This is a genomic window from Haloarcula terrestris (assembly GCF_031624315.1).
In the GTDB taxonomy this organism is placed as follows: Archaea; Halobacteriota; Halobacteria; order Halobacteriales; family Haloarculaceae; genus Haloarcula; species Haloarcula terrestris.
The window spans coordinates 94,492-119,616 of sequence record NZ_JAMQOM010000005.1; the positions used below are offsets into that span (position 1 = coordinate 94,492).

Sequence of the window (25,125 nt, forward strand, 5' to 3'; positions counted from 1 at the left end):
GCGGCCCGGCGGAGAGGGGAAGTGGCCAGTCCACTTGGGTGTCAGGCTGTCGATCCCGGCGGAGTCAGGTACTTCACGGTCCAAACCGCGAGCTGGAAGAACGTGTACGAGACCAGCATGATGACCAGGACAACGCCGAACATGTAGCCCAGATCACCGGTCTTCCAAGCCAGGATGATCTGATAGCCGATACCCGACGATGAGGCGATGAATTCGGCGACGATGACGCCGACGATGGAGAGTTGCACCGTCGACTTGATGCTGCTCGCGATGTTGGGCAGGGCCCGCCAGAACCGGAAGTACTTCACCATCTGCCAGCGGGTCGCACCGAGCACCGTTCCGAGGTGCTGGTAGCGCTCCTCGAGTTCGTTCATTCCGGTTATAGTGCTGATGAACACCGGAAAGAAGCCGACCCAAGCACCGAACGTACTGACTCCGTTGATGCCGATGGCAATCTGTGCGTCCGCAGCGGTCATGGCCGGGAAGATGTACGCCGACGGGCCGGTGAAGGTGAACAGCGTGAAGCTGCCACCGACGAGGAACCAGATGATGAACATCGGCGCGAGCACGGGGTGTGGGACGGCGTACGCGAAGATGATGAGCGGCATCGTCATCTGTCTAAGCGTGTATATCTCGGCGATGACCATGCCGAGGAGAACGCCAAGTACCACTGCCAGGATGAACGCGACCACGACCGAGGAGAACGTCTCTGAGACACGCACGACGATGGTATCGGCCTGCGCCTGCAGGGAACTAATGGTATATCCGATGTCCGCGACAATACGGTTGTTGCCAATGGCGCGGGCGATACCCTCCCAGAGGAGGATGAACAGAACGCCGGTAACCAACGTCGGGAACTGGCGCTTGAGCCACCGTTTCGCCAGCGCGAACTGTCGTTCGGAAAGTCCCGACATGTTACTCGTTCCCCATGATAGACGATTCGCGCCAGAAGATCATCTTGCTCTCGATCAGGTAGACAATCAGGACCACACCGGTGCTGATCAGCCCGAGCACAAGGACGATAGCGAACGCCCGGGCGATGCTCGTCCGGCCGATGGCCGAGGCGGCCTGTGAGCCAATACCGAAGGTCCCACTGACGAACTCGCCGACGACCGCTCCGATCATCGCCAGGACGAATCCGATTTTCATGCCGTCGAAGATGAACGGAAGCCCGTTCTTGAACCGAACGTACTTGAACTCCTGCCAGGTCGTCGCGCCGTACACTTCGAGCATGTTCTCGGTGTCTTCGTCGATGCTCCGGAACCCGTCAATGGCGGCGATCAGCATCGGGAAGAACGCGACCCAGACTGCCATCACGTAGTTCGCGAGATAGAGCATCGAGACGCTGTAGAAGCTAACCCAGTAGATCACGAGCGGGGTCATCGCGATACGCGGGACGGTGTTCGTTCCGATGACGAACGGCATCAGCGCGTTCAGGAGGCGGTCGCTCGCGACGAGCGGAATCGCGATGACGATAGAGAGTGCGAGCGCCAGCAGGAACCCGACCAGCGCCGCCGAGAGCGTGTTCGGCAGGGCAGCGACGATAGCCGGCCAGATGCGGATGAGTTCGTTCACCACGCCCATCGGTCCGGGGAAGTACTTCGGGTTGAGCGACAGGACGGTCGTAACCGCTTCCCAGAACGCGATCAGTAGGACGAGGCCGAGTCCGGAGAGCGCCCAGCGGGTGAGTCTGTCGTCGTTGATGCTGAACCGACCGCTGCCGGTGATCCCGTTGCCCAGTTTTCGCACGGCGTTCCCGATCATTGCAGGCTCTTGAAGTACTGGTGGAGTTCGGCAGACAGTTCGACGAATCGGGTGGAGCCCCGAGTGTCCTCGCCCCTGGGCCTGTCGAGATCGATGTCGATAACGTCCGCGACCTCACCCGGACGTGGGGAAAGCACGACGACCCGGTCCGAAAGGAACACCGCCTCGTCCAAGTCATGGGTGATGAACAGGATGGTTTTCTCCGTCTCGCGCCAGATGCGGAGCAGTTCGAGGTTGAGTTCATCCTTCGTCATCGCGTCCAGCGACCCGAACGGCTCGTCCATCAGGAGCACCGACGGGTTGTAGATCAGCGACTGGCTGATGGTGACCCGCTGTTGCATCCCGCCGGAGAGTTCGTTGGGGTAGGAGTCACCGAACCCTTCCAGTCCGACGAGCGAGAGGAGTTCGTCGGCTCTGTCCTCGTAGAAACTCATGTCTTTATCGATAGCCCCGTTCTCCTTCAGAATCTGAACGGGGAGCATGATGTTCTTCCGGACCGTCCGCCATTCGAGAGCGACCGGATGCTGGAAGACGAGGCCGACTTCCTTGCGCTCGTGCTGTGGACTCTGTACGTCGACGCCGTTTATTTGGACCGACCCCTCCGTCGCCTCAAGGATGCCTGCAGCCATGTGTAACAGCGTCGTCTTCCCGCAGCCGGAGGGGCCGACGACCGATACGAACTCCCCCCGTTCCACATCCATGTCGATGTCTTGCAACGCGACTACGGATTCCTCTGCGGCTGCATCTACGCCATACACCTTGTCGACACTGTCGAACGAAATCATGTGATCCACGGACTCGGCGTCGTCGGTTCTGGATTGTTGTTCTATTGTATTGTTCATTATTGTTTGTTGATGGTTTTCCGCGCCACATAAACGTAACTGATTAGTAGAGTTACTTGTTTCCGGTCGATATTCCCCGGGACATCCCGGCAGTTCTGGGGTACGACTCCGCAAACCGGGTGACGCTCGCAGTCGAGTCGCACTCCTGCCATCGAATCACTCATCGATGCACCGCGTCGAAGCGGGTTCGGGGGTCGACAACCGTGTCCGTTCGAAGGTCGGTCGGCCCGTCAATGCTGCGCCCTCAGTTGCCGGCCTCGGCCTCTTCGAATAAGTCCCAGACCATGCCGGCTGTCTCGCCGAGTTGGGTCCACTCCTCGTCAGTGAAGGTGACCTTCTCGGTGTTCTCCCAAGGTTCCGAGATCACCATTTCGCTTGCGGACGGGAGCGCGTCGGGGTTGTCGACGAGCGCCGGTCCGGCGTTCTCGAGCACGTTGGCGACGCCGTCTTCTGTGAAGTAGCCGAGGCCCTCGTCTTTCATATCGAGCGTGACGGCCTGAGCGCAGTTCACCTCGTGCTGGCCCGTGAGTTCGTCGTCCGTCCAAGTCTGGAGATTCTGATTGACCTCGTTTTTGAGGTAGTCGAGGTACTCCGACTGGTTGAGCAGACCCCACTTTAGGGCCTTGAAGTAGCCTGTCATGACCTGCCCCATGAATTCGGGCGCGTTCTCCTTGTTTTCGTACCAGCTATTGTTTACCCAGATGGGGAAGCCAGGGAAACCGCCGAAGGCCGTCAGTGGGGTGACGCCGAGTTCTGCGTCGACCTCCTCCTGATAGACGGGCAGGAGGTCGATGGAACCCCAGACTGCGGCGACTTCGCCGTTGGCGAGGCGTGGCGCGGCGACCTCTTCGGTCCCCTCTTGGAGTGTCACTTCGCTCGGGTCGACGCCAACGAGGTTCGGGTACACCTGGATCGTCGCCGCGGCGAACCCGGACGCGGCGAGGATCGTCTTACCAGCGATATCCGCCCGATCCTCCATCATGTCCTTGCGCCAGATGAGCGAGAGAAGTGGTCGCCCACGGGCGAGACCGACCATGCTCATGTCCAGCGCTTCGGTGTTGTCCGTCTCGGGGTAGACGCTAAGTGCCGTGGTCATCGACGCGATGCCCATCGGTTTGTTGCCGGTCCCGATGTTCTGGGACTCAGTGTCCGAGCCGTTCCCACGGACGCCGTCGATGTTCGGGACGCCGGCGTCCTCCCAGTACCCCCGACCTTCGGCCACGTGCGTGTGACCCCACGACGGCTCTATTTTCCAGGGCGTCGTGAAGACGGCCTCCGTCTCGTCCATGAAGCCGCTCGCCTCGGTCGATGTGCTCCCGCCGCCGCCGGAGGCCTCGGTCGAGGTGCTTCCCCCGCTGCTGCCGTCACCGCCACCCCCGCCGTCGCCGGAACACCCGGCGAACATCGCCGCGCCTATCGTTGCAGCGGTGCCGTGCAGGAACTTTCGACGGTCGATTTCGCCCGGTAATACGGCGTCTAGTTCGTCGATAATTCGTTCTTCGGCTGCAGTTGGCTCTCGATCAGACATATGGTAGGAGTATTCACTCATATTACATAAGTATTGTTGTTAATAAAAGTGTAGATTTCACAGATAGCCACACCTCAATGCCCGTTCACGCCCGAAACGCGGTGGATCGCGCCGTCTTCGGTCGATCAGTGACCGATATCCGAGTCGCGGTGGAGCGCTAGCAATCCCTCCCGAATCTCGCCGATCAGAAACAGCGTCACACAGGGGTTCCGCCAAACCACGAGCTATCGCATCGGTTCCGGTGGTGAGAGTGTCGATTCGATAACATCTCTTTTACTGTTCGCATATATCGAATGATATTTCGTGAAGAATACGCTGAAAGAGACATATGAGCGATATTATAACAGGAGTACAGCTGTTATTAGTTTGCTACTGATTTAATGTTCGGTAAATTCGAACGAACAACGTAGATTACGAGACCGCCGCGCCCGGTTCTGAGTCCGGCCGGGGAGTCAGGCGAGGGACAGTTCAAGTTCGTACTCATTGATCTGTTCCGTGAGGACTTCGGCTAACTGTCGTTCCCGGGTCGAGTCCGAGAAGGAGTGTTTCGGACCAGTGATGCTGAATCCGCCGATGACGGACCCGGACTGCTCCGTCGCCGCGACGCCGATGGCATACAGGTCCTGTATGTTCTCCTCGTGGTTGACGGCATAACCCTGCTCACGGATCTCCGCAAGTTCCGCGAACAGTTCGTCCCGGTCGGTGATGGTGTGTTCAGTCTCCTGTGGCATCCCCCAGTCGTCGAGGATCTGTTCGACTCGCATTCGAGGCATGGCCGCCAGCATTGCCTTCCCAATGGCCGTGTTGTGGAGGTAGAGTTTGTTGCCGAGTCGCTCGTGTGCCCACCCCATCTTATTGCCCGACGCAGTGTGAATGAAGACAGCCTGGCCGCCCATCTCGACTGCGAAGGTCGTACGGAAGCCAACCTCGTCGAAGAGACGCTCGGTGTACTCCCGGGCGAGGATGAACCCCTCTTTGCGGGTCCGGACCTGGTTGCCCAGGCGGAGCAGTTCCGGGCCGAGGTAGTACACGTCGCCACGCTTCACGACGAACTGCTTCGATTCCAAGGTAGCGAGGTGTCCGTGGACGGTGCTTTTGGGGATATCCATCCGCTCGGCGATCGCGCTGACGCCGGCCCCGTCGACTTCCTCGAGGAGTTCCAGTATCTCAATCGATGTCGCCGTGGTCTGCAGCGTTCGTGACCCAGTTTCGCGGTCCATAGGCTTTCTATAGGAGGGGGCCAGTATAAAGTTCGGGATAATCGAACACAATCCAGGTCACTGCGGTCAATAGGCGGTGACAAGTCCGGGCCGTAGACGTGCCGGTCGCTTCGGCGACTCGGTTTCCGTATTCGCCAGGAACAGGGCTCTATACCTCGGCCCACGCATCGCGTTCGGCCGACTCGTACGCCGCGTCGAGGACCCGGAGTAACTGGACCGCGTCGTCGACGGTGGCCGGCACGTCGCCGGTCTCGTAGCCCTCGAAAAAGGCCTGGAAGTAGTCATAGACGAAGTCGCCCCATGCCGGGAACCGGTCGTATGTGAACTCGTACTCGATCGTTCGGGTGGGCGCTGCGGACCACTCGGCGTCCTCGGATGTCAGTTCGAGCGGAATGGTCGGCTCGTGCTGGAGTGCGTCGTGATGAACTGGCGTGAGCGCCTGGCCCTCCTTCCCGTACAGACCCAGGTGTGTGTCCTTCCCACGGTCGCTCAGGTAGTACCCGGAGTGGTACGTGCCGAGGGTGCCGCCCTCGGTTTCGAACTGCACGACGCCACCGAGGTCGACATCCGCATGCGGGTCGTCCTCCGCCTCGTGGAACTGCGCGTTGACCCGGTCGATGGGGTCGTCGAGAATCCACGGCATCATGTCGATCCAGTGGGGACCGACCCATTGGAGCGCGCCGCCCCGACTCGTCTCGCTGTCGTAGATGTAGTGCGTCGTGTCGCGGTAGGACAGTTGACTCGCGTTGAATCGACCGTCGACGGTCCAGATATCGCCGAAAAAGCCGCTTTGGACGCGCTCGCGGAGGTCCATTGCGACCGGATTCTTCCGGTAGTACATCGTCGGTGCGACGGTCACGCCCCGCTCGTTCGCCCGCGTGGCGATCGATTCGAGGTCTGCGGCGGTCCGGCCGATCGGTTTCTCGCTGACGACGTGAACGCCCTCGTCGACGGCGCTTGAAACGATGGCCGGCGTCTCGTCACTCCGGTACGTGATCCAGACGACATCGATGTCCGCCTCGGCCACCAGGCGATGTGGGTTCTCGTATACGGACGCGCCCGCGACGAGATCCGAGACGTTCTGGCCCTCCGTCGTCACCTCGTCCGGGCGCTCGTCCATCGCAGTGAGGGTCTCGACATCGACGCGACGACCGGGTTCACAGACGGCAGTCACGTCGAGGTCCAGACTGCTCGCGACGGAAAAGTAGGGATCGCGATGGTGATGGTCGACACCGACGTAGCCAATTTTCACAGGCATGTCAGAAAATCGGTCGAGATAGTACAAGAAAGTACGGGTCGTGGACCCCCATGCGTCGAGCCCGTTCGAAGCCGGGCCACGAATGACTTGCCCGGCCTGCGAACGTGGGTGACCGAAACGCTATTAAGACTTGGGCAACCTCGTTTCGTTGACGGAGTCCGCTATGCAAGACGTTGGCATCATCATGAACGGCGTCACCGGTCGGATGGGGACGAATCAGCACCTCATTCGGTCGATTCTGGCGCTACGCGAGGAGGGCGGCGTAGAACTGCCCGGCGGTGAACGGGTCATCCCCGACCCGATTCTCGTCGGTCGAAACGAACGCAAGTTGCAAGCGCTGTGTGAAGAACACGACGTGGACCGGTACGCGGTTGACCCAGAACTGGAAACCGTACTGGACGGTGAGGATCAGATCTACTTCGACTCCCAGGTCACGCCGCGGCGGCCTGAGGCTCTCCTGAAGGCGATCAATGCTGGCAAGCACGTCTACTGCGAGAAGCCACTCGCAACGGACCTCGACGAAGCAAAGGAAGTGGCCCGGGCCGCCGAGGGGAGTGATGTGAAGCACGGAATCGTCCAGGACAAACTCTGGCTCCCCGGGCTGATAAAGCTCCGGCGCCTCATCGACCAGGGCTTCTTCGGCGACCTCCTCTCGGTGCGCGTCGAGTTCGGCTACTGGGTGTTTACCGGCCACGTGCAGCCCGCCCAGCGCCCGTCGTGGAACTACCGCGCAGAGGACGGCGGAGGGATCATCGACGACATGTTCTCCCACTGGAGCTACGTACTCGAGAGTCTCTTCGGCGACGTGGAGACGGTCAGTTGTCTCGGCAAGATACACCTCCCCGAACGCATTGACGAGAACGGCGAGGCCTACGAGGCCACCGCAGAGGACGCTGCCTACGCCATCATGGAACTCGAAGACGACGTGATTGCACAGCTCAACTCATCGTGGGCCGTCCGCGTCAACCGGGACGACCTGCTCGAGATCCAGGTTGACGGGACTGAGGGCAGTGCGGTCGCGGGTCTCCGCGAGTGCAAGTCCCAGCATCACTCTAACACCCCCAAGCCGGAGTGGAATCCCGACACGCCGAACGAGCACGACTTCTACGACGACTGGGAGGATGTCCCGGACAACCAAGTGTTCGAAAACGCGTTCAAAGAGCAGTGGGCGAAGTACATTCGCCACGTTGTCGCGGACGAACCGTTCCCCTGGAACTTCCGCGAGGGCGCGAAAGGCGTCCAGCTGACCGAGGCGAGTTACCGATCCTGGGACGAGGGCCGACGCGTCCAGGTTCCCGAACTGGAGCTCTGAAGGCGGTGTTCATTCCTGGCGAGGCGGACAGGCGCTGGAGGTGTATGGTGTCGGCCACGGAGAGCACTCTCACCGTGCAGGGTGGATGATGCCGACAATGGACAGCACGGCGACCAGACCCCCGCAGTCCGTCTCGACGGCTCGCGGTAGGCAAGTAGCCGTCTCGTAATCTGGATCGTCGGCGACGGTGGGAAGAAAGTACTAAAATGTTCCGGGATCACTTCCCGCTATGACAGTCTCAGTTACGGAGACGGAGCTGCGCGTCTTCGACCTCGAAACGCGGATGCCGTTTCACTTCGGCAACGTCGAGGTCACCGAGATTCCGAAGGTTTTCCTCCGGATAGAGGCCGAGATCGACGGCGAGACTCGGAGCGGGACCGCGATGGGGGGCCTGATACCTGGCTGGTTCTACAAGGACCCGGACATGCGCCTCGTTGAGGGCCTGACCAACATGATCGAGGTGTTCCGGGCCGGTATGGACCACGCACGAGCGCTGGACCCAGCGCCGACCGCCTTCGCCTGCTGGTGGTCGCTGTACGAGCGTCAGCGAGCGTGGGCGAGCGGCACGGACCACCCGCCCCTCCTCTGGTCCTACGGGGTCAGCCTCGTCGAGCAAGCTCTGATCGATGCCGTCTGCCGGCGGAAGGACACCACATTCGCGGCTGCGGTCAGGACGAACTCACTTGGCCTCGATCTGGGCTGTATCTATGAGGAACTTTCCACGTACGAACCTGCCGACCTCTTGCCGACAGAACCGCTGACTTCCACTGCGATACGCCACACCATCGGCCAGGAAGACCCCCTGACTAACAGTGACCTGGCGCCCGGATCCCGCCTTGATGACGGCCTCCCGCAGACACTCTCAGAGTACGTCCGCAGGGACGGCGTGAATCACTTCAAAATCAAGCTCTCCGCGGATCTGGCGCGGGATCGCGAGCGTCTCGTGGACATCGCCGAACTACTGGCCGATCTCGGCGTCACGGAATACCGGTGTACCGTCGACGCCAACGAGGGCTACGACTCTGTCAGGGAATTCAAACGCCAGTGGCTGTCTCACACTGACGAGCCCGCCCTTGCGGATCTCTTCGAACGACTTACTTACGTCGAACAACCCCTTGCCCGCGATGACGCCTTCACGTCTGCGACGAAGGGCGTCCTCGAACAGTGGGACGACGCGCCGCCAATCATTATCGACGAGTCGGACGCCCGAATCGACAGTGCTGGAACGGCACTCGAGTACGGATACGCCGGGACGAGTCACAAGAACTGCAAGGGCGTTTTCAAGGGCGTGGCCAACGCCTGCCTGATCGCTCATCGCAACCGCATCGACACGGACCGGCAATACGTATTGAGCGCCGAGGATCTGACAACTGTAGGCCCGGTAGAACTCCTGCAGGACCTTGCGGTGACGGCGACCATCGGCGCTGACCACGTCGAGCGGAACGGTCACCACTACTTCCGTGGCCTCGATGCGTTCCCCGATTCGGTACAGGACGGGGTCCTTGGGGCCCATGGTGACCTGTACCGCCGCCACGAGGACGGATTTCCGACGCTTGACGTGCAGGGCGGAAAACTCGACTTGACCTCGGTCGTCGACGCGCCGTTCGGTGTTGGGACCACGTTCGATATCGACGAATTCGTGCCGGTCGATGAGTGGCTAGACCAATTACATTCCTAAAACGACAACCGATGTTCTCATACAGCCACTATTTTCACGGAACTACGACATTCTATTCCTACCCTCTGTGACGACTACTAATTACTACTATTAGTAAGTAAGTTAGCACTACCGACTGACGGAACGATGTGCTATATCAAATCGTTTCACTGCAAAGTTGATGTATATAGGTTTTAGTGGTCAGGGACTAAGACGTTCTCCTGTGTATTCCGCCCTCCAGGAGTACCACCGATCACTCCGACGACATGGCGTCCTGCCTGTGGCTTCGATCTGCTTGCCCCGTCGCTTCCGTCTGAACGAGCGAACTACTCCGCAATTGGTTGGGAGTCTCAGAAACAGCTGGCTGTTACCGAAAATCAAACAGTACGAAGGTGGCTGGTAGGATGGCCAAGGATTCAAATTTCAGTGTTAATGGTCCTGATACGCTGGGTAGAGCAGTACTATACATCGTTATCGGTGTTGCTATCGCTAGCTACGGGGGATACGATTACGTCCAGCAGACCGAAGCAGTTCGAAATTCGGTTGAAGTGGATGCGACCATCACAGAACGTAGTATTGAGACGGATAGTGGAACAGCATCGAATCCGGGCGTAAAGTACGAACCGAGCGTCGAATTCGAATATACTTATAATGGAACTAGGTACACCGGAACAAAACTATACCCGGCGAATATTGGGCGCGACTATGAGACACGTTCAGCAGCCGAATCAGCAATCGAACCGTACGAACGGGGGACACAGACAATTGCATATGTTTCTCCAGACGAGCCAGGAGATGCGTTTCTGAAGAACGAAACATCAAGGGCACCAATCATAGCTATTGGAATTGGGGGCGTGTTCGCTCTCATTGCAGCTTTGTCCGCTGTGAAGAAGATCTGAATTACCCGATGTAATTGCTGCCCGTAACATACGCTTACCGAACAACAATCAGAATTGACAGTACGTTGTTACACTGGACAACGACAGAACTAGTGGAGCGTTTAGGATCACATAGTCTGTATCCGACCTCATTACACGCCTATCAGTATGTACAGACAGCCGCCGGTCAATGTCGACCCAGAAAGAACCAGTTCGTGGCTATGAACACCCGTCGGTTTGTTTTCTCGAAAGCTGTATCCAAAACCGTCGCTGTACGGTGGTTTCCCAGCTTTTAAACATGGACTTCCCACGTTTCACGGCCGTCAAATTGCAGTTCATGGGCGTGAAATCCCCGACCGATTTTAATTATCCCCGTCAACTATCCAGCGATACCGTGTCCGTGATTCCATCCTGGATCGATGAACGGATCGACCGGAACCTCGACAACACGCTCACGCAGGAACACGTTGTCGAGACGATGCTTGAGTCCGAGCGACCGTTCTTTTCGATCCGACAACTGCATGCGCGCATCAAGCCCGATGTCACTCGGGCCACGGTTCGGAACCGGCTGCAGGAACTCCAGGAGATCGATGTCGTCGCAACTGAAACGTATCCTGACTCGATCAGCCTGTACTACATCAACCATCCAGAGTCGGACTGGCCGGTATCGCCCGAGGGCAAACATGCGCTAAACGCAAATACCCCGCTGGATCGGCTCTCCACTCGCGGATTCCTTACTTTCTCGGACACGGCTGGAATCCGCACGCTTGTGCTCGCTGGGTTCCAGTTGAGCCTCGTCCTGTTCGCACTTGGTGGCGTCCTCACCGTCAGTGGAGCTGACGTAAGCGGTACCCAAAGCGACATCGTACTCTGGGGCACCGCATTCGACCTACTACTCGTGAGCATCCTGTTACTCGTCGCCGAGCGGACAGTTCGATGGATTCGTGACAGATATGGCTCACTGGACCTCCTACCATCGACGTAAGCAAAACGAATCAGAGATCAATACTACGACTTCGAAGCCCCCACCCAACCCATGACCTCAACACCACCAACCCCCGGACCCAAACTGCTTGATGAACGCTCACTCAGTGGCATCCTTATCCACTTCATTGCGATTCCAACTGGCGTCGTCGGCGCTGGAATCCTGTATCTCCTCGCCACTGACGAGTTCACAAAGCGAAACGCCCGCAACGCGCTTGACTGGCACCTTACTGTATTGGTGATAACAGCCATCACGTTTGGCGCTGTGTTCACCTATGCCGGACTTACTGGACAAAGACTCACCGATGTTTCCGTCCTTCCATCGTCTGTGTCGACGGTCGCCGGCATCGGTATTTCCGCACTTCTCACGCTCTGGTTCGCTGTCACGGCTTGGACATTTGCTGTCGGGCTCATCGCGATGGTGAAAGCCATATTCGGGACGGCATGGCGGTATCCATTCTCACTAGCGCTCGTCGAGCGGTTTGGATCCCATGTTACCCTCTCCGATCGATGGCCGCTTGTTATACTCGGATACGTCGTCTTGTCACCACTTCTCATCTGGGCTGTTTTCTTTGCTTCAGCAAACGATGCTATAGTCATTCTTTCTGCCTTCGGGTTGCTCGGCCTAATACTGGGTTTGACCCCGTTGACAGGGATCGCGATGTATCGTCATGGTAAAGAAAATTGGGTGCAGGATGCCGACCAGCAGTCACACGTTCTTGCACACCTTGGCGTCCCTGTTCTTGTCGCTGCCATCGGATATGCGGTTTCGCGGAGTTTCACTCAGTCTGTAGCTCCGCAAGGCGACGCGATGTATGTGTTCCTCGCCGTATTCTGGATATCGTCAACCGTGTACTTGCTTCGGTGGTGGAGGACATCTTCAAAATAACTCACCACAGCAATCCCAGAAATATGCTACTTCTTACACTGCCGTTTCGTTATTCGGCACTATATTATCGTCGTTCTACCTATTTCTAAGATACTACTTTTATTTTGAGAGATTATACTCTTGTTCTACTCATCTTTAGTTACGCACTTTCATATACTCACATCTATATCGCTAGGTAGTGAAATATGATGTTGTATTTTATTAAATCTGGTATTTTTGTTCGTAATATTTCCTATTTGTTCCTATATACTCCACCATGGGAACAAATATTATATTTCGAATGGGTAGACCACGAGCACGTCACGTACAACGGCGAGAGCATTGTCGGTCTCTCGGAGTCGGAACCGTTCATACCAAACTGGTAGACTCCAGATGATATTGTGTTAGTTTGAGAACTCCTCCGCATCACAGCTGAAAAGGCCGCTATTGGGTCTTGTATAAGCAGAGATGACAAAATAGGATCTCTATCTAGATCCTCGAAAATTGTGACATTGACGAAACATTCAGTTGGCGTCGTTGTAGATACCGCAGTTAGTGTAACATAGGTACATGTGTTATTCCAGACCGAATCACATCTCTACTGAGCCAGGATTTGAGGCTGGTCTCGATTCATAGGTTCGCACCAGCCGAACAGAGGGGCCTCAAGAGATCTGAGAATGTATCTCGATAACGTTCGTTGGTCGCGTAACCATACTGGGCAACTCTTTCTCGTAGAATTCGCCTTCGAACCGACTTGCTGGCCCAGAGATACTAATACTGTTGGCTGTAACTATTTTAAGATCTTCGCCACCCGGGGTGGCGAATTTCTTTACAGACTTACAGCCGACAGTATAATAGCACCGATAATTTCATTTCCTGTCGTAACCGGTGCAGCGATACATCGGAGTCCCTGGATTTTCTCTTCCCGGTCAAAAGCGTACCCACGTTCACGGATCTCTGGGATACCTTGCCTGGTACAGCAATCTGCAGAGATTCGAGTAAAATTACCAGGTCATCCAGTCGGGGTCCTCACAGCGATGGGTCCGCTCGATAGCATCGATCCGGTCCAGGTCCTCAGCATCGAGTTCGGTCTCCAGCGCGCCGAAATTTTCGCGGAGGTGGTCGACAGAACTCGTCCGTGGTATCGCCGTCACACCCTCTTTTGAGAGCAGCCATGCGAGCGAGACGACCGGCTCCGGGACTCCGTTTTTTGCCGCGATGTCCGAGATGACATCCACGTCAAACACTGCGCCCTGGGCTAACGGTGAGTAGGCGACGAGGTCGGTGTCAGTGTCAGCGAGAAAAGCCCGGAGTTCGTCCTGCTGGAGCAGTGGGTGCATCTCGACCTGGAGCGCGTCGATGGGGCGGTCGACTAGGTCGTCGGCGAGTTCGAGGTCGGCGACGGTGTAGTTGCTCACACCGAGGTTGTCGACGTGGCCGTCGTCAACGCGATCGGCAAGAACCGGCAGGACCGTTTCGATGTCGGCCTGCCCGCGCGGCCAGTGGTGATACAGGAGATCGATGCGGTCGAGGCCGAGTTTCTCGAAGCTCTCGTCGATAGCTCGCTCGACGTACTCGGTGGTCTTTTCGGGCTCCTCGAAATGTGCGACCTTCGTTGCGACGAAGAGGTCGTCACGGTCGACATCGGTGGCGTCAATGGCCTCGCCCACCTCCTCTTCGTTCCCGTAGAGCCGGGCAGTGTCGATGTGGCGGTACCCGTGTTCGATGGCCGTTTTGATCGTCTCGACACCGTCGTCGCCGGTGAGCGAATACGTTCCGAGTCCGAGTCGCATTTCGCTTTGGATCATATACACAGATACAAATGCGGATTGTATAGTGGTATCGGCTTCGGTAAACTGCCGTTTGGCTTCTCTATACTGTATCCAGTACGCCTAGAAATATGCAAATCGAACTACCATCTCGCAATAGACGCAGAATAACAGAGTCTCTCCTGTACGCTCGCGGGATGGATATTTCGCAGCGACGACCAGCGATTCTGGCTGTAGGCCGCTGCTGATCCTACCCTATCTCTCATGTCTAAGCTCTGTACAACTGGATCTTAATGGGTCGTTCGGAGACCAGTGACAGCGCGTTTACGTAACATACGTACATCTGTTATTTACTCAAGAGAAGAAACACACCTGGCTGGCTTTTGCTCAATTCCCCAATCGTCTGTTGATCCCACGGACTCTCATCGTTCTCTCAGTCGTTATTGCGAATCTGGATAATTGACCCAGTACTCTCCGACATACCATTGATACAGCTCTGTAGGGGGTCGGCCGGTGTCTTGCGGTACAAATTATGTCTGTGTTCGAAAAACCGGCACAGCGGACGTATAATCAATATGTCATTGCAGTATCACTAAACCACAAGGCCCACCGAAATACCCGCGTCATGTTTCGATAAACGTGTGGGCTTCCTGTATTCCACTCATAGTAGAATTTATTTGTGTCGTGGCTGTAGGTTGTTGTATGAATACGGAAAATTCGGATGACGGGGGAAAGCGAATCAAGGCCGTTCAGCGGGCGTTTGAAGTCGTCTCTGTCCTGAGACAAGCGGGAACGGTGCGAATACAAGACGTTGCGGACTCGCTCGATATTCCAACGAGCACTGCACACGTCCATCTAAAAACACTGGAATCCGTCGGTTACGTGGTGAAAGACGCAAACGGATACCGACTTAGTCTCCGTTTTCTTCAGGATGGGGCCGTCGTTAGAAATGGATTGAGAGCGTATCCAACAGCGAAAGTCGAAATTCAAAACCTCGCTGAAACCACGGGCGAGGTCGCCAACCTCGGTGTCGAAGAGGACGGACAGCGCGTTATCGTCTATCAATCAGAGGGTAGTGAAGCGGTGTACGATAATGCCCCCATCGGTGAGTTCACGAACATGCACTGGACTGCGTTGGGCAAAGCCATTCTCGCTGAGCTACCTGAAGATTACGTGCGAAAGATTGTCGATCAATACGGACTTCCGACTGCGACAGAAAATACTATCGCTGAATTCGATCCCCTCCTTGACGAACTGGCTACCATTCGCGATCAGGGGTTCGCGCTTGAAGACGAAGAACGGCGCACCGGGATTCGGTCAATAGCGGTTCCACTGAAAGTGGAAGAGAGCGTCGTCGGTGCAGTTTCCATTTCTGGCCCAAAAGAGCGTTTTAACGACAGCAGAATCACGAATGAACTGCTGCCAGCACTCAGAGACCGAACGAACGTGATTGAGGTCAAAATCGCTTACGAGTAGTCGGTTGCTGTGTCATTTTCATAAAGAATGGCTGCCTGTGGGATTTGAAACAAGATATCTCAATAACAGTTGTCAGAGACTATTGTTCCACTCATAGTAGAATTGTTCATGAACTATCACACTAACATGGATTGTTCGTACCACAGCGAACGACTAGGCTCTGCTCTCCGCATCTGAGACCCGTGCTCTGAGAAAATTTATATAGTAGGAATCTCTCAGTCCTTGCGTATGAATACTGCACTAATGCTACCACCGTCGCCGGATAGGCGATGGACACTAGCTAAGCAACTGGGTGTCGATTGCGGCGTCGTTCGGTTTTGGGGGGTTGACGACTGGTGGGAGTATGAGACGCTGATGCGGACGCGAAACCGATTTGAGGACCACGGAATCCCGCTCCAGGTCGTTGAAGATAGACCACCGATGACAAAGACCGTCCTCGGCAAGGAAGGGCGTGACAAAGAGATAGCCAGGGTCAAGCAACTACTCAGGAATATGGGCAAACTGGGTATCGAGACCTACTGCTGGGTCTGGACTGAAAATCCCGTTGGCGTCTTGCGAACATCGGATTCAATCCCGGACAGAGGCGGTTCGCTGCTAACGGGGTACGATCATGGATTGAGTGAACGAGCAGACGAGCATCCTGCTGCGGGTATTAGCGAGGAGGAGTTATGGGACAATCTGGAATATTTCCTGAACGAAGTCGTGCCAGTCGCTGAAGAGGCCGGCGTGAAGATGGCGCTTCATCCCGACGATCCACCACTCTCACCGGTCCGAGGTGTTCCTCGGTTAGTGACCTCACTCGAGAAATACGAGCGTATTCTCGAGTTATATGACAGTCCAAATCACGGGGTGACGCTGTGTCAGGGGAACTTCGCTGCGATGGAGACCGACGTTCCATCGGCTATTCGGCGGCTAGGAGATCGGATTCATTTCGTTCACTTCCGGGATGTCGAGGGGACACCCGATTCGTTCGTAGAGACCTGGCACGATGATGGGCCAACGGATATGCGCGCAGCTATTGAGGCATACCGCGACATAGGATTCGAGGGACCGATCAGACCGGATCACGTGCCGAAAATGCTCGGTGAAGAGGACCGAGAAGGTGTCCATGCTGGCTACACAGACATGGGACGGTTATTCGCCATCGGATATATCCGTGGACTGCTCGAACAGACGGGATAGCTTGGTCGGCATCGTCGTCGCCATCTTTCAGGTATTCGTTGTGCGGTGGTCTCCGTAGTAGCTGAGATAGTATTTCTGTTGAAATTGCGGCATCACTATTGCACTGTTACGGAGCGTCGGTGACATACGCAAACTATAATTGAAATGTATTATTGGGAAAGATATAAGTAGGAGGGTGTTGGTTCTGAGTATGTATGCCACAGCAGAGCCGACGAAACTTCATCGAACAGGCAGCAGTACTGGGCGGCGCAGGCGCTCTCACATCACTTGCGGGTTGTTCCGGTGATGGCAGTGGAGATGGTTCCGGAGGAAACGGTACGACGGGTACCAGCGACGGGGGATCCGGTGGCGAAACCGAGATGCTCATCGGGAGTGTGTTCCCCAGCGGACACGTTATCAACGAGATGGCGAACTCCTGGGCAGAGACTGTTGCAGAAGAGACCGGGGATCGGGTCTCGATAACTATCGAGCCTGCCTTCGGCGGCGAATCAGAAGTGATGGAGCAAACCCGTATCGGGTCGATTGATGGGACCATCATCGGCACTCGATGGGTCATCGACTACGACCCCGAGAACTTCTGGGTCGAATCCCCGTTCGTCTTCGAGAACTGGGAGCAACAGAAGCGCGCGTTCCAGACGGAATACCTGGACAACGGTCGGGAGCAGCTGCGTGAAGAGGGCAATCAACTCCTGATCAACCAACCAGTGTACCGTGGCTACCGACACACCACCGGTAACAAGGCCTTCGAGACCCCCGAGGACATCCAGGGAATCAATCTCCGCGTGCCGGATCTTTCGCCTTGGGTTAACATCTGGGAAGGAATCGGTGCCAGCCCCACAACCGTGGCCTTCGACGAACTGTACAGCGCGCTGCAGCAAGGCGTCGTCAAGGCGCAGGAAAACCCAGCTGAAACCGTTCTTTCCGCGTCGCTCTATGAGGTGCAGAGTCACTACACGCTGACTCGACACCTGGCCTCAACTGGCTGGTTTACGCTCAATACGGATACCTTCGGTGGGATGTCAGAGGACGACCAAAGCGTCGTCAGAGACACTCTGACCCAGAGCATCCAGGATCTCAGTAGCAATATCCAGGAATCCGAGTCACAGGCGCTTGACGAACTGGAAAGCGAGGGGATGACTCTCGTCGAACCGGACCGCGATGCGTGGTTGGCCGCCGCCGAAGACCCACTCCGTGCGCAGTTCGAAGAGAGTTGGAACCCATCGCTGGAAGAAGTGCGAAACATTTGAAAGGCAGGCTGGAAACACTGAATTATGGTTGAGCATAGTACTAAATCGGGACCAATGCGGTACGTAGACCGGGCTGTCACGATCGCAGCCCTGTCTCTGTACACGCTGATGATACTAGTCGTCGGGTTGCAGATACTGACTCGGTGGGTGATCGGATCAATCATTGGCAGTAGCCTGCCGTGGACTGTCAATCTCTCACAGATGCTGCTCGTGTATATCACGTTTATCGGTGCCGCAGTTGCAAGCGGCAAGCGTGAGCACATCTCCCTGGACCTGCTGTCTTCCCGGCTTTCGGACAACAAAGTACGGGTTCTTGCCGGGATTCAGTCGGTACTTGTCCTGGTCTTTATTTCAGTTCTCGTTTCGGGAGCATACCCGCTGTATCTACAGAACCAGGGCTCTGTTATCGGAGCGTTACCGACTCATCCACCGTTCACGCAGGCGTGGCTTTACGTCCCAGTGGTTATTGGTGGAATCATCATTGCCGTTTACAGTATCCGTGACCTGTGGGCAGTAGTCATGTCACCGGATGATCTCGTGGGAGATAGCAAACAGGGGACTGAAGATGAAAATTGAGAAACTCGGTGAAGACTGCGAGATGTATAGCACAACAGAGGTGGCGGCGTAATGGAAGATATCGTCCTGCTAACTCTCTTTGTGGGGATACTGCTTGGACTCTATCTCATCGAAGTCCCCGTCGTCTACGGGCTGGGACTGACAAGCCTCATCCTAATGTGGACGACATCGATTCCGTTCGAACCACTGCTTGTGGCCCAAACGATGGTCAGTGGAAGCAATTCCTTCGTCCTACTGGCGATTCCACTGTTCCTCCAGACCGGCCTATTGATGAATTCACTCGGTCTTACCGACGTTATTTTTGACTTCGCGAAGGCAATTGTCGGACCGATTCGAGGTGGAATGGCCCACGTCAATATCGTGGCGAGCATCATCTTCTCGGGTATGACCGGGACAGCAGCGGCTGATGCAGCCGGGCTCGGTGCTATCGAATACCGGGCAATGCGTGATGCGGGGTATGATGAAGGATTCAGTGTTGCGGTCACGGGATCGTCATCGATTATCGGTCCGATCATTCCCCCGAGTGTTCCACTTATCATCTATGGGGTTATCGCACAGGTCTCTATCGGGACCTTGTTCATCGCGGGCCTCGTTCCAGGGCTCATTATGGGACTTGGCCTGATGGTTCTCTGTACCATCTATGCGAACAAACGTGGCTATGAACGCGGTGACTGGTGGTCCCTTGGCGAAATCGCCAAAACAGGATACCGTGCGCTCCCGGCACTGGGAACGCCGATTCTCATTATCGGCGGTATCTTGGGTGGCTTGTTTACAGCCACAGAGGCAGGCGCTATCGCGCTGTTCTACACGCTACTTATTGGGACGCTCTTCTACGATTCGCTTAGCATTGAGGAACTGGTGGAATCGTTCAACGATGGGATGACACGAACTGCGTCGCTTACGTTCATCGTCGCTGCTGCTGCTCTGTACGGGTTTCTCATCAGGCGAGCACAGCTACCGGAGGTCCTGGCAGAGGCGGTCACAACAGTCTCGACCGATCCGCTCATCATCCTCCTGTTGATCGCTGGTGTGCTGTTCATCGTCGGCCTGATGCTGGAGACTATCGCAGCTATCACGATTCTCACTCCGGTCTTCCTGCCAGTCATCGAACAGACGGCGATAAGCCCGATTCATTTCGGCGTTGTGATGATCATCACGTTGATGATCGGGTTGCTAACGCCGCCGTTCGGCGTCATTCTGTTCGTCCTTAACGCCGTTACTGGTGTCTCACTCGAACGGATTACGCGGAATATGATTCCGTTCTATATCCCACTCCTCGTGGCACTCATTCTCGCAATTGTATTCCCGGCTATCGTTCTGTGGCTCCCGAAAGCGATGGGACTTCTCTGAGTTCCCGGCGCTATTTTTCCCGACGAGAGGGTAACCGTAAGAATAAGGACGTGGGCACCAGTTGGAATCAGTGTATGACTGACTCAGCGACGCCTACTGTCAGTGTCGAAGACAAGAACGCAGTAGTTATCGGCGGAACGAGTGGTATCGGTCGTGCAATCGCGTTAGCATTCGCAAACGATGGGGCAAACGTCGTCGCATCAAGCCGCGATGAGGAGGCCGTGGAAGCGATGGCAGCGGAGCTGCGATCCCATGGTGCAGAAACGGTGGCAGTCACCTGTGACGTGCGCGAGATGGCATCCATCGAACGGCTCTACACTGAGGCCGCTGCCGAGCTGGGTGACATCGATATCCTGGTTAACTCGGCTGGCTCCGTCGGGAAGGCACCGATAACCGAGATGGAAAGTGAGGAGTGGGACCTGGATATCGATACCAACCTCACCGGTGTCTTCCGTGCGTGTCAGGTGTTCGGGCGCGAAATGGATACTGGGAGCATCATCAATATCTCGTCCATGTCCGCTGGACAAGCCCGAGAACAGCGGCCCGCGTACTGTGCCGCGAAAAGTGGTGTCAACGGCCTCACCCGCTCGGCAGCCGCCGACCTCGGCCCGGAGATCCGTGTCAACGCGATAGAGCCAGGGTTTGTCGAAACACCGCTTGCTGGCGATGCCTTCGAAAAGGGGACCGAACTGCGTGCAAAGATCGACGAGCGAACGCCGCTCGAACGGGTTGCACAACCAGATGAAATTGCCGGTGCTGCAGTGTATCTCGCCAGTGATGCGGCCTCGTTCACGACCGGTGAAACGCTGAAGATTGACGGTGGCTACGACGACAGTTCACTCTGACTCATCGCTGAGACGGACAACGCCTTTCACGCTCTCTGGTTCTATCGCCCTGTCAAATGCTGCCTGTGTTTCGGCGAGCGACTGCTCGAAACTCACGATACTATCTACGTTGTAGCGACCCGCCCGTATTCCTTCGATAGCCTCTGGGTACGTATTGCTAAATCGGAACGACCCGTACAGGTCGTATTCATCGGTAATCAGGCCAATGACATCTGTTGGGAGGTCCGTATCTATCGGAATCCCCACAAAGACGATACTCCCCCCTCGTTTGGTGGTTTCAGTTGTCATCTCAATCGCACTGTTTGCGCCCGAACTCTCCAAGACGATATCGACACCGTGACCATCGACATACTCTTGGATCGCAGCAACTGGATCTTCAGTGGAGACATCAACGGTGTGGTCCACGCCTCGCTGCTCAGCCAACTCCAGTTTTTCCGGGACAACATCGGTCAGAATGACCTCTGCGCCTCGATCAAGGGCGACTTCCGAGACGAGCTGTCCGATGGGACCACCACCGGTGACGAGAACTGTGTCACCGTCGGAGACGTTCCCTCGATCACAGGCATGAATGGCAACGCTTAGCGGTTCGGCAAGTGCCCCTTCGCGTAGCGAGACGCCTTCCGGCAGTGTGTAGACGAGATCGGCCGGCCACGCGACGTATTCCGTTAGCGCCCCATCAACCGGTGGCGAGGACATATATTCCATCTGCTCACAGAGGTGGTACGTGCTATCGCCGTTGCAGTACGAACAGTCCCCACAGGGAATGCCCGGCTCAATGGCGACTCGGTCCGAGATGGACACGGTCGAGACATCGCTTCCGACTTCTACAACAGTCCCCGAAGATTCGTGTCCCAGCACGTGAGGGAAGTCAACGACGTTACCGCTATTTTCTCCGTGCTGGTAATAGTGGAGGTCAGATCCACAAATACCGACACGGCTGATACGGACGAGTACTTCATCCGGATCGAGACTCGGCTGTTCCCGCTCAACTACGCTAAGCTCCCCAACATCGGAGAGAACACATGTTCGCATAGTTCGAAATTGACGAACAAATATTTAAACTTTGGGTGGCGTGTACTATCTGATAGTATAGGTCTTGAAATAAATACCAGACAAGAACGAATTATTCTCGCCCCCTCAAGTGTGGATTAATGATATCGTGTGATATGGGGCGGTCTCGTAAGTTTGGTTGAAAAGTAGAGTATCGCAGCGATACGGAGCATGTGAGTCACAGCCCTATAGTAACAATTGAAACGAGTTACACACTGATCGCACTGCTGTCGTGCGATCAGGTGTGCATTGATTTTCAATGGCTACTATAGTTAAGAGACGTTTTGGCAACCGGCCACCCCAAGACCATCCGGTGATTACCGTCCTAAACAACCGAGCGTCAGGATGTGTAAGGAAGGGCACTCACTCAGCAGGTTCTGTGATGATCGTGACCGGGCCATCGAAATCAAGTACCAGCTTTTGTGCCTGATCACCAAAGAGCATCTTCCCGGTCGGAGACCGTTTTTTGCCAGTCGTAAAGACGTGGTCACTGTCCCACTTCTCGGCAATTTCCAGAATATCTTCAGGTATTGTCCCAACAACTCCGAGTGATTCGTACTGAACTTCATCGCCAAAGTACTCCGCGCCGATCTCGGTAGCTTCAGCTTCTGCTTTGGATTCTATGTCCTCGATACTGTCACCACGTTTTCTGGCTTCGGCTTTGGTCAGAACTTCATCCTCGTACTGATCCCGGTCAACGACTCGACACAGCAAAACTTCTGTTTCGGTACCTGTCGCATATGTTTTTGCTGCGTTGAGTAACTGTTCATTTGGGGTATCACTATCTAATACGACTACTATCGTACCCATACCTTGGTATGAACGCGCCAGTATACATAATTTATACGGTCGTACTGAGATTGAGTTATTATAACGGTACCCGTGTTAACGAGTGGTGCCCATCAACTCAGTGGATGTCCTGTCACCCCACCACGGCCCGGAGTTTTGGCTGCCGGTAGGTTCAGGACCGTCGGCCAGCAATGTAGAACACTATCCTTGATGCCGCGGTTGATGTAACAAAGGGCCGCCGTCCGGACCCGCTTCTTGTCCCCGTTGGCGACAACTATTCCCTGAGAGGGAGCGTATCCTCACCAGCTACACGAACTGTTTCGTCGAGAAACCCAGAGCGGGACGCCTGGACTGCAAACGAACAATGCCCCGGTCGATACTGTGTCTCAGATATTCCCCTGAACGATTTCCGCCACGCGTTCACGGTCGAACAACGTCACATCCTCGAACGAATCCGGATAGATATCCTTCGCCGCACGGTCAGTGTGGTAGAAATTGATAATTGGTCCCTGATCGAGATAGCCAGCATTGTATATATTACCGTCCTGAACTGCCTGTACACCGTTAGATCCGTCCTCTGATTGCAATGGCTCGACGACTTCCGCTTGGAACTCAGACTCGGACGCTCCGCCGTGATTTCGCACTAACAGTATCTCGGGATCGATTTCAATCAAGGCTTCCAGATCGAGTGTCCCCCTGTCAGAGAAACTATAGTGTCCTACATCCGTCGCTGCAAGTGCATCGGTCAGACCGAGTTCGCGCCACTGCTTGGTGCTGACTCCGCCATCATCAAACCGGAACGGATAGAATTGGAACCCCGATCCGTCCGCTGGGAAGATCAGTAAGGCAGTCGGTCGCTGGTCGGCCGGCGGCAGGCTTTCATTGATCAACGTGCGCATCCGCTCGTGGAGGTCAACGAATGCTTGGTAGCGCTCCTGTGCCTGAAAGACCTCAGCCATCACTCCAAAGGCCTCATACAGGCTGTAGTAGCGGTAATCGTGCCAGTCGTCACTGTGTCGACGGATGAAATTCCCAAAGAACGGACCGAGATTTTCGGTAACCTCATCGATATCAGCCTGATCCCAGTCATACCAGAGTCGCAGAATATGTGGGTCTATGAAATGGACATCCGCATCCATTTTATAGAACGCTTCCTTGCTCACACCGTCTCCGACGAGTTCCATGATCTCATCCGCCTGGAACTCTACCTCAGGAAGGTTTTCGAAGACCTCGTTCGCAAACCGATCGTGATTCTGAATGCCGAGTGTCTGTCCACCGCCGAGTGCAAACGCCATATCCGCGAAAGTCGGTAATAATGCGGTCCATCGCTCAGGTGGTCCGTCGAACTCGACTGGACCCATTGGTTCCATTGCAACAGTGTATGACCCCTCAGATTCGGTCCCGGCATCCGTTTCCGAGTTGCCTGTCTGTGACGAAGGAACGGGTGACCCTGTAGCGTCCTGCCCTGACTGGGAAGTACCCGAACAGCCTGCAAGCAGACCGCTACCGATAATTGTCCCGCCGTACTTCAAACAATCACGCCGCGTCAATACCTGTGGACCGTTGGAATCGCCTGGCATATTTTTAGGTCTCCCTAACAATACAAAACAGTTCCGAACTTTAGGCCGACCTAACTCAGCAATGAGAGCCCCTTCACCAGCGTAGGGAGTGCCAGCGTGCTCGGGAGTCAGTGCAGTATTGGGAAGATGTAGTTATATTCAAAAAGAGAGTGTGGATACCTTATCGGTAAATAAACTCAGATACCATAATACTCTAGTATATCGTCGAATGCGTGCTTGTATTACTCCGTCTTGATCCTAGAACAGTCGATATTGGTGACTGGCTCGGACATTGGTTTCAGTTCGCACATAGGTTCGGGGCGACAGCTTGCCCAGTTCCGATAGAGATGGGGTTCAGCGGCACATCGAGGCGACGAAAAATAACGCAAACTACGGGATTCACCTACGGAAGCGCCAAACACGGTGAAACAGTATTCGACTTGGTGACGGTGTCGCTCGTTGGACACCTCGATACTATCGCGGGTCGACCGGTCGCGTATCGTGCGTGACTGACGGGGAGTTGCTTACTCCGTGAGTTCCGTCCATCGCTCGACGCCGGCCTCTGCGACCGTTCGGTCTTGGGCCACTGCACCGCCGGATACACCGATGGTTCCGACGATCTCTCCGTCTTGTTCGAGCGGGTAGCCGCCACCGAAAATCACGAGTTGTCCGTCATCGGTGTTCTGTAACCCGTACAGCGAATTTCCGGGCTCCGATGGCTCGGCCAGTTCGTGTGTCGGTGTTTCGAGCGCCGCCGCAGTGTAGGCCTTGTTGCGCGAGATGCTTACAGACGCAAGCCAGGCCCCGTCCATGCGGTGTTGTGCGACGAGGTTTCCTTCGCTGTTAGCGACTGTGATGACCATCGGGTTCTCGATCTCGGTGGCTTTCTCTTCTGCTGCTTCAATCAGTTCCGTTGCGGTCGCAAGCGGGATGGATTCGACCATGCGGATGATGTGTTGGCAGGTAGATAT

The 25,125-nt window shown here is 55.8% G+C and carries 23 protein-coding genes; 11 read left to right on the top strand and 12 right to left on the bottom strand.

The genetic code is table 11. From position 1 onward, the window contains the following. Positions 1-41: 41 nt before the first annotated feature. The 6 genes from NDI54_RS13520 to NDI54_RS13545 all read right to left on the bottom strand — a co-directional run bounded on the left by NDI54_RS13520 (position 42) and on the right by NDI54_RS13545 (position 6,612). Complete coding sequence (locus NDI54_RS13520) at positions 42-914, bottom strand: ABC transporter permease (RefSeq protein ID WP_310896961.1); 873 nt, start codon at positions 912-914, stop codon at positions 42-44. 1 nt (position 915) lies between these two features. Continuing rightward, on the bottom strand, positions 916-1,764 hold the full coding sequence (locus NDI54_RS13525) for an ABC transporter permease (RefSeq protein ID WP_310896962.1): 849 nt from the start codon (positions 1,762-1,764) through the stop codon (positions 916-918). After that, positions 1,761-2,606 carry an ABC transporter ATP-binding protein gene (locus NDI54_RS13530; protein WP_310896963.1) on the bottom strand — a complete coding sequence of 282 codons (846 nt, stop codon included), beginning with the start codon at positions 2,604-2,606 and terminating at the stop codon, positions 1,761-1,763. The genes NDI54_RS13525 and NDI54_RS13530 overlap by 4 nt, the downstream gene beginning before the upstream one ends. A 244-nt stretch (positions 2,607-2,850) precedes the next feature. Then, positions 2,851-4,134 carry an ABC transporter substrate-binding protein gene (locus tag NDI54_RS13535; RefSeq protein ID WP_310896964.1) on the bottom strand — a complete coding sequence of 428 codons (1,284 nt, stop codon included), beginning with the start codon at positions 4,132-4,134 and terminating at the stop codon, positions 2,851-2,853. Between the two features lie 452 nt (positions 4,135-4,586). Next, positions 4,587-5,354: an IclR family transcriptional regulator gene (locus NDI54_RS13540; RefSeq protein WP_310896965.1), complete on the bottom strand. Its 768-nt coding sequence runs from the start codon at positions 5,352-5,354 to the stop codon at positions 4,587-4,589. Between the two features lie 148 nt (positions 5,355-5,502). After that, positions 5,503-6,612, bottom strand: a complete 1,110-nt coding sequence (locus NDI54_RS13545; protein WP_310896966.1) for a Gfo/Idh/MocA family protein — start codon at positions 6,610-6,612, stop codon at positions 5,503-5,505. A 163-nt stretch (positions 6,613-6,775) separates the two neighbouring features. On the opposite strand from NDI54_RS13545, the gene NDI54_RS13550 reads away from it, so the two are divergent. The 5 genes from NDI54_RS13550 to NDI54_RS13570 all read left to right on the top strand — a co-directional run bounded on the left by NDI54_RS13550 (position 6,776) and on the right by NDI54_RS13570 (position 12,332). After that, positions 6,776-7,924 (top strand): Gfo/Idh/MocA family protein, encoded by a 1,149-nt coding sequence (locus NDI54_RS13550; protein ID WP_310896967.1) that lies wholly within the window; start codon positions 6,776-6,778, stop codon positions 7,922-7,924. A 229-nt stretch (positions 7,925-8,153) separates the two neighbouring features. Further along, positions 8,154-9,602, top strand: a complete 1,449-nt coding sequence (locus tag NDI54_RS13555; RefSeq protein WP_310896968.1) for a hypothetical protein — start codon at positions 8,154-8,156, stop codon at positions 9,600-9,602. Positions 9,603-9,985: 383 nt separating this feature from the next. Beyond that, positions 9,986-10,480 (top strand): DUF3592 domain-containing protein, encoded by a 495-nt coding sequence (locus NDI54_RS13560; RefSeq protein WP_310896969.1) that lies wholly within the window; start codon positions 9,986-9,988, stop codon positions 10,478-10,480. A gap of 373 nt (positions 10,481-10,853) precedes the next feature. Next, the gene (locus tag NDI54_RS13565; RefSeq protein ID WP_406600186.1) at positions 10,854-11,444 is read left to right on the top strand and encodes a hypothetical protein; all 591 of its coding nucleotides are present in this window, start codon (positions 10,854-10,856) and stop codon (positions 11,442-11,444) included. A 51-nt stretch (positions 11,445-11,495) separates the two neighbouring features. Then, the gene (locus NDI54_RS13570) at positions 11,496-12,332 is read left to right on the top strand and encodes a DUF4870 domain-containing protein (RefSeq protein WP_310896971.1); all 837 of its coding nucleotides are present in this window, start codon (positions 11,496-11,498) and stop codon (positions 12,330-12,332) included. A gap of 808 nt (positions 12,333-13,140) precedes the next feature. On the opposite strand, the gene NDI54_RS13575 is transcribed toward NDI54_RS13570, so the two are convergent. Together NDI54_RS13575 and NDI54_RS13580 are read right to left on the bottom strand one after the other, a co-directional pair. Next, positions 13,141-13,305, bottom strand: a complete 165-nt coding sequence (locus NDI54_RS13575) for an IclR family transcriptional regulator domain-containing protein (protein ID WP_310897112.1) — start codon at positions 13,303-13,305, stop codon at positions 13,141-13,143. 10 nt (positions 13,306-13,315) lie between these two features. Continuing rightward, on the bottom strand, positions 13,316-14,119 hold the full coding sequence (locus NDI54_RS13580) for an aldo/keto reductase (RefSeq protein WP_310896972.1): 804 nt from the start codon (positions 14,117-14,119) through the stop codon (positions 13,316-13,318). 663 nt (positions 14,120-14,782) lie between these two features. Here NDI54_RS13580 and NDI54_RS13585 point away from each other — a divergent pair. From NDI54_RS13585 to NDI54_RS13610, 6 genes are all read left to right on the top strand, one after another. Then, complete coding sequence (locus NDI54_RS13585; protein WP_310896973.1) at positions 14,783-15,556, top strand: IclR family transcriptional regulator; 774 nt, start codon at positions 14,783-14,785, stop codon at positions 15,554-15,556. Positions 15,557-15,784: 228 nt separating this feature from the next. After that, positions 15,785-16,738: a mannonate dehydratase gene (locus tag NDI54_RS13590; protein ID WP_310896974.1), complete on the top strand. Its 954-nt coding sequence runs from the start codon at positions 15,785-15,787 to the stop codon at positions 16,736-16,738. Positions 16,739-16,932: 194 nt separating this feature from the next. Next, entirely contained in the window at positions 16,933-17,985 is a 1,053-nt protein-coding gene (locus NDI54_RS13595) for a TRAP transporter substrate-binding protein (protein ID WP_310896975.1), read from the top strand. Positions 17,986-18,039: 54 nt separating this feature from the next. Further along, a complete protein-coding gene (locus NDI54_RS13600; protein ID WP_310896976.1) occupies positions 18,040-18,561 on the top strand; it encodes a TRAP transporter small permease in 522 nt (173 codons plus the stop codon). Between the two features lie 51 nt (positions 18,562-18,612). Then, the gene (locus NDI54_RS13605) at positions 18,613-19,911 is read left to right on the top strand and encodes a TRAP transporter large permease (RefSeq protein WP_310896977.1); all 1,299 of its coding nucleotides are present in this window, start codon (positions 18,613-18,615) and stop codon (positions 19,909-19,911) included. Positions 19,912-19,985: 74 nt separating this feature from the next. After that, positions 19,986-20,756: an SDR family NAD(P)-dependent oxidoreductase gene (locus NDI54_RS13610; RefSeq protein ID WP_310896978.1), complete on the top strand. Its 771-nt coding sequence runs from the start codon at positions 19,986-19,988 to the stop codon at positions 20,754-20,756. Here the strand turns inward: NDI54_RS13610 and NDI54_RS13615 are convergent. From NDI54_RS13615 to NDI54_RS13630, 4 genes are all read right to left on the bottom strand, one after another. Further along, a complete protein-coding gene (locus NDI54_RS13615) occupies positions 20,748-21,788 on the bottom strand; it encodes an NAD(P)-dependent alcohol dehydrogenase (protein WP_310896979.1) in 1,041 nt (346 codons plus the stop codon). The two genes, NDI54_RS13610 and NDI54_RS13615, sit on opposite strands and share 9 nt — an antisense overlap. 381 nt (positions 21,789-22,169) lie before the next feature. Then, entirely contained in the window at positions 22,170-22,616 is a 447-nt protein-coding gene (locus tag NDI54_RS13620) for a universal stress protein (RefSeq protein ID WP_310896980.1), read from the bottom strand. Between the two features lie 365 nt (positions 22,617-22,981). Beyond that, positions 22,982-23,956: an ABC transporter substrate-binding protein gene (locus tag NDI54_RS13625; protein ID WP_406600187.1), complete on the bottom strand. Its 975-nt coding sequence runs from the start codon at positions 23,954-23,956 to the stop codon at positions 22,982-22,984. Between the two features lie 722 nt (positions 23,957-24,678). After that, entirely contained in the window at positions 24,679-25,098 is a 420-nt protein-coding gene (locus NDI54_RS13630) for a GlcG/HbpS family heme-binding protein (RefSeq protein WP_310896982.1), read from the bottom strand. Positions 25,099-25,125: the final 27 nt, after the last annotated feature.

Coding starts and splice junctions, on each gene's coding strand:
- NDI54_RS13630 (WP_310896982.1), bottom strand. CDS start 25,098: ATGGTCGAATCCATCCCGCTTGCGACCGCAACGGAACTGATTGAAGCA.
- NDI54_RS13610 (WP_310896978.1), top strand. CDS start 19,986: ATGACTGACTCAGCGACGCCTACTGTCAGTGTCGAAGACAAGAACGCA.
- NDI54_RS13615 (WP_310896979.1), bottom strand. CDS start 21,788: ATGCGAACATGTGTTCTCTCCGATGTTGGGGAGCTTAGCGTAGTTGAG.
- NDI54_RS13595 (WP_310896975.1), top strand. CDS start 16,933: ATGCCACAGCAGAGCCGACGAAACTTCATCGAACAGGCAGCAGTACTG.
- NDI54_RS13545 (WP_310896966.1), bottom strand. CDS start 6,612: ATGCCTGTGAAAATTGGCTACGTCGGTGTCGACCATCACCATCGCGAT.
- NDI54_RS13605 (WP_310896977.1), top strand. CDS start 18,613: ATGGAAGATATCGTCCTGCTAACTCTCTTTGTGGGGATACTGCTTGGA.
- NDI54_RS13535 (WP_310896964.1), bottom strand. CDS start 4,134: ATGTCTGATCGAGAGCCAACTGCAGCCGAAGAACGAATTATCGACGAA.
- NDI54_RS13555 (WP_310896968.1), top strand. CDS start 8,154: ATGACAGTCTCAGTTACGGAGACGGAGCTGCGCGTCTTCGACCTCGAA.
- NDI54_RS13590 (WP_310896974.1), top strand. CDS start 15,785: ATGAATACTGCACTAATGCTACCACCGTCGCCGGATAGGCGATGGACA.
- NDI54_RS13600 (WP_310896976.1), top strand. CDS start 18,040: ATGCGGTACGTAGACCGGGCTGTCACGATCGCAGCCCTGTCTCTGTAC.
- NDI54_RS13540 (WP_310896965.1), bottom strand. CDS start 5,354: ATGGACCGCGAAACTGGGTCACGAACGCTGCAGACCACGGCGACATCG.
- NDI54_RS13560 (WP_310896969.1), top strand. CDS start 9,986: ATGGCCAAGGATTCAAATTTCAGTGTTAATGGTCCTGATACGCTGGGT.
- NDI54_RS13580 (WP_310896972.1), bottom strand. CDS start 14,119: ATGATCCAAAGCGAAATGCGACTCGGACTCGGAACGTATTCGCTCACC.
- NDI54_RS13550 (WP_310896967.1), top strand. CDS start 6,776: ATGCAAGACGTTGGCATCATCATGAACGGCGTCACCGGTCGGATGGGG.
- NDI54_RS13585 (WP_310896973.1), top strand. CDS start 14,783: ATGAATACGGAAAATTCGGATGACGGGGGAAAGCGAATCAAGGCCGTT.
- NDI54_RS13625 (WP_406600187.1), bottom strand. CDS start 23,956: ATGGGTCCAGTCGAGTTCGACGGACCACCTGAGCGATGGACCGCATTA.
- NDI54_RS13530 (WP_310896963.1), bottom strand. CDS start 2,606: ATGAACAATACAATAGAACAACAATCCAGAACCGACGACGCCGAGTCC.
- NDI54_RS13525 (WP_310896962.1), bottom strand. CDS start 1,764: ATGATCGGGAACGCCGTGCGAAAACTGGGCAACGGGATCACCGGCAGC.
- NDI54_RS13620 (WP_310896980.1), bottom strand. CDS start 22,616: ATGGGTACGATAGTAGTCGTATTAGATAGTGATACCCCAAATGAACAG.
- NDI54_RS13570 (WP_310896971.1), top strand. CDS start 11,496: ATGACCTCAACACCACCAACCCCCGGACCCAAACTGCTTGATGAACGC.
- NDI54_RS13520 (WP_310896961.1), bottom strand. CDS start 914: ATGTCGGGACTTTCCGAACGACAGTTCGCGCTGGCGAAACGGTGGCTC.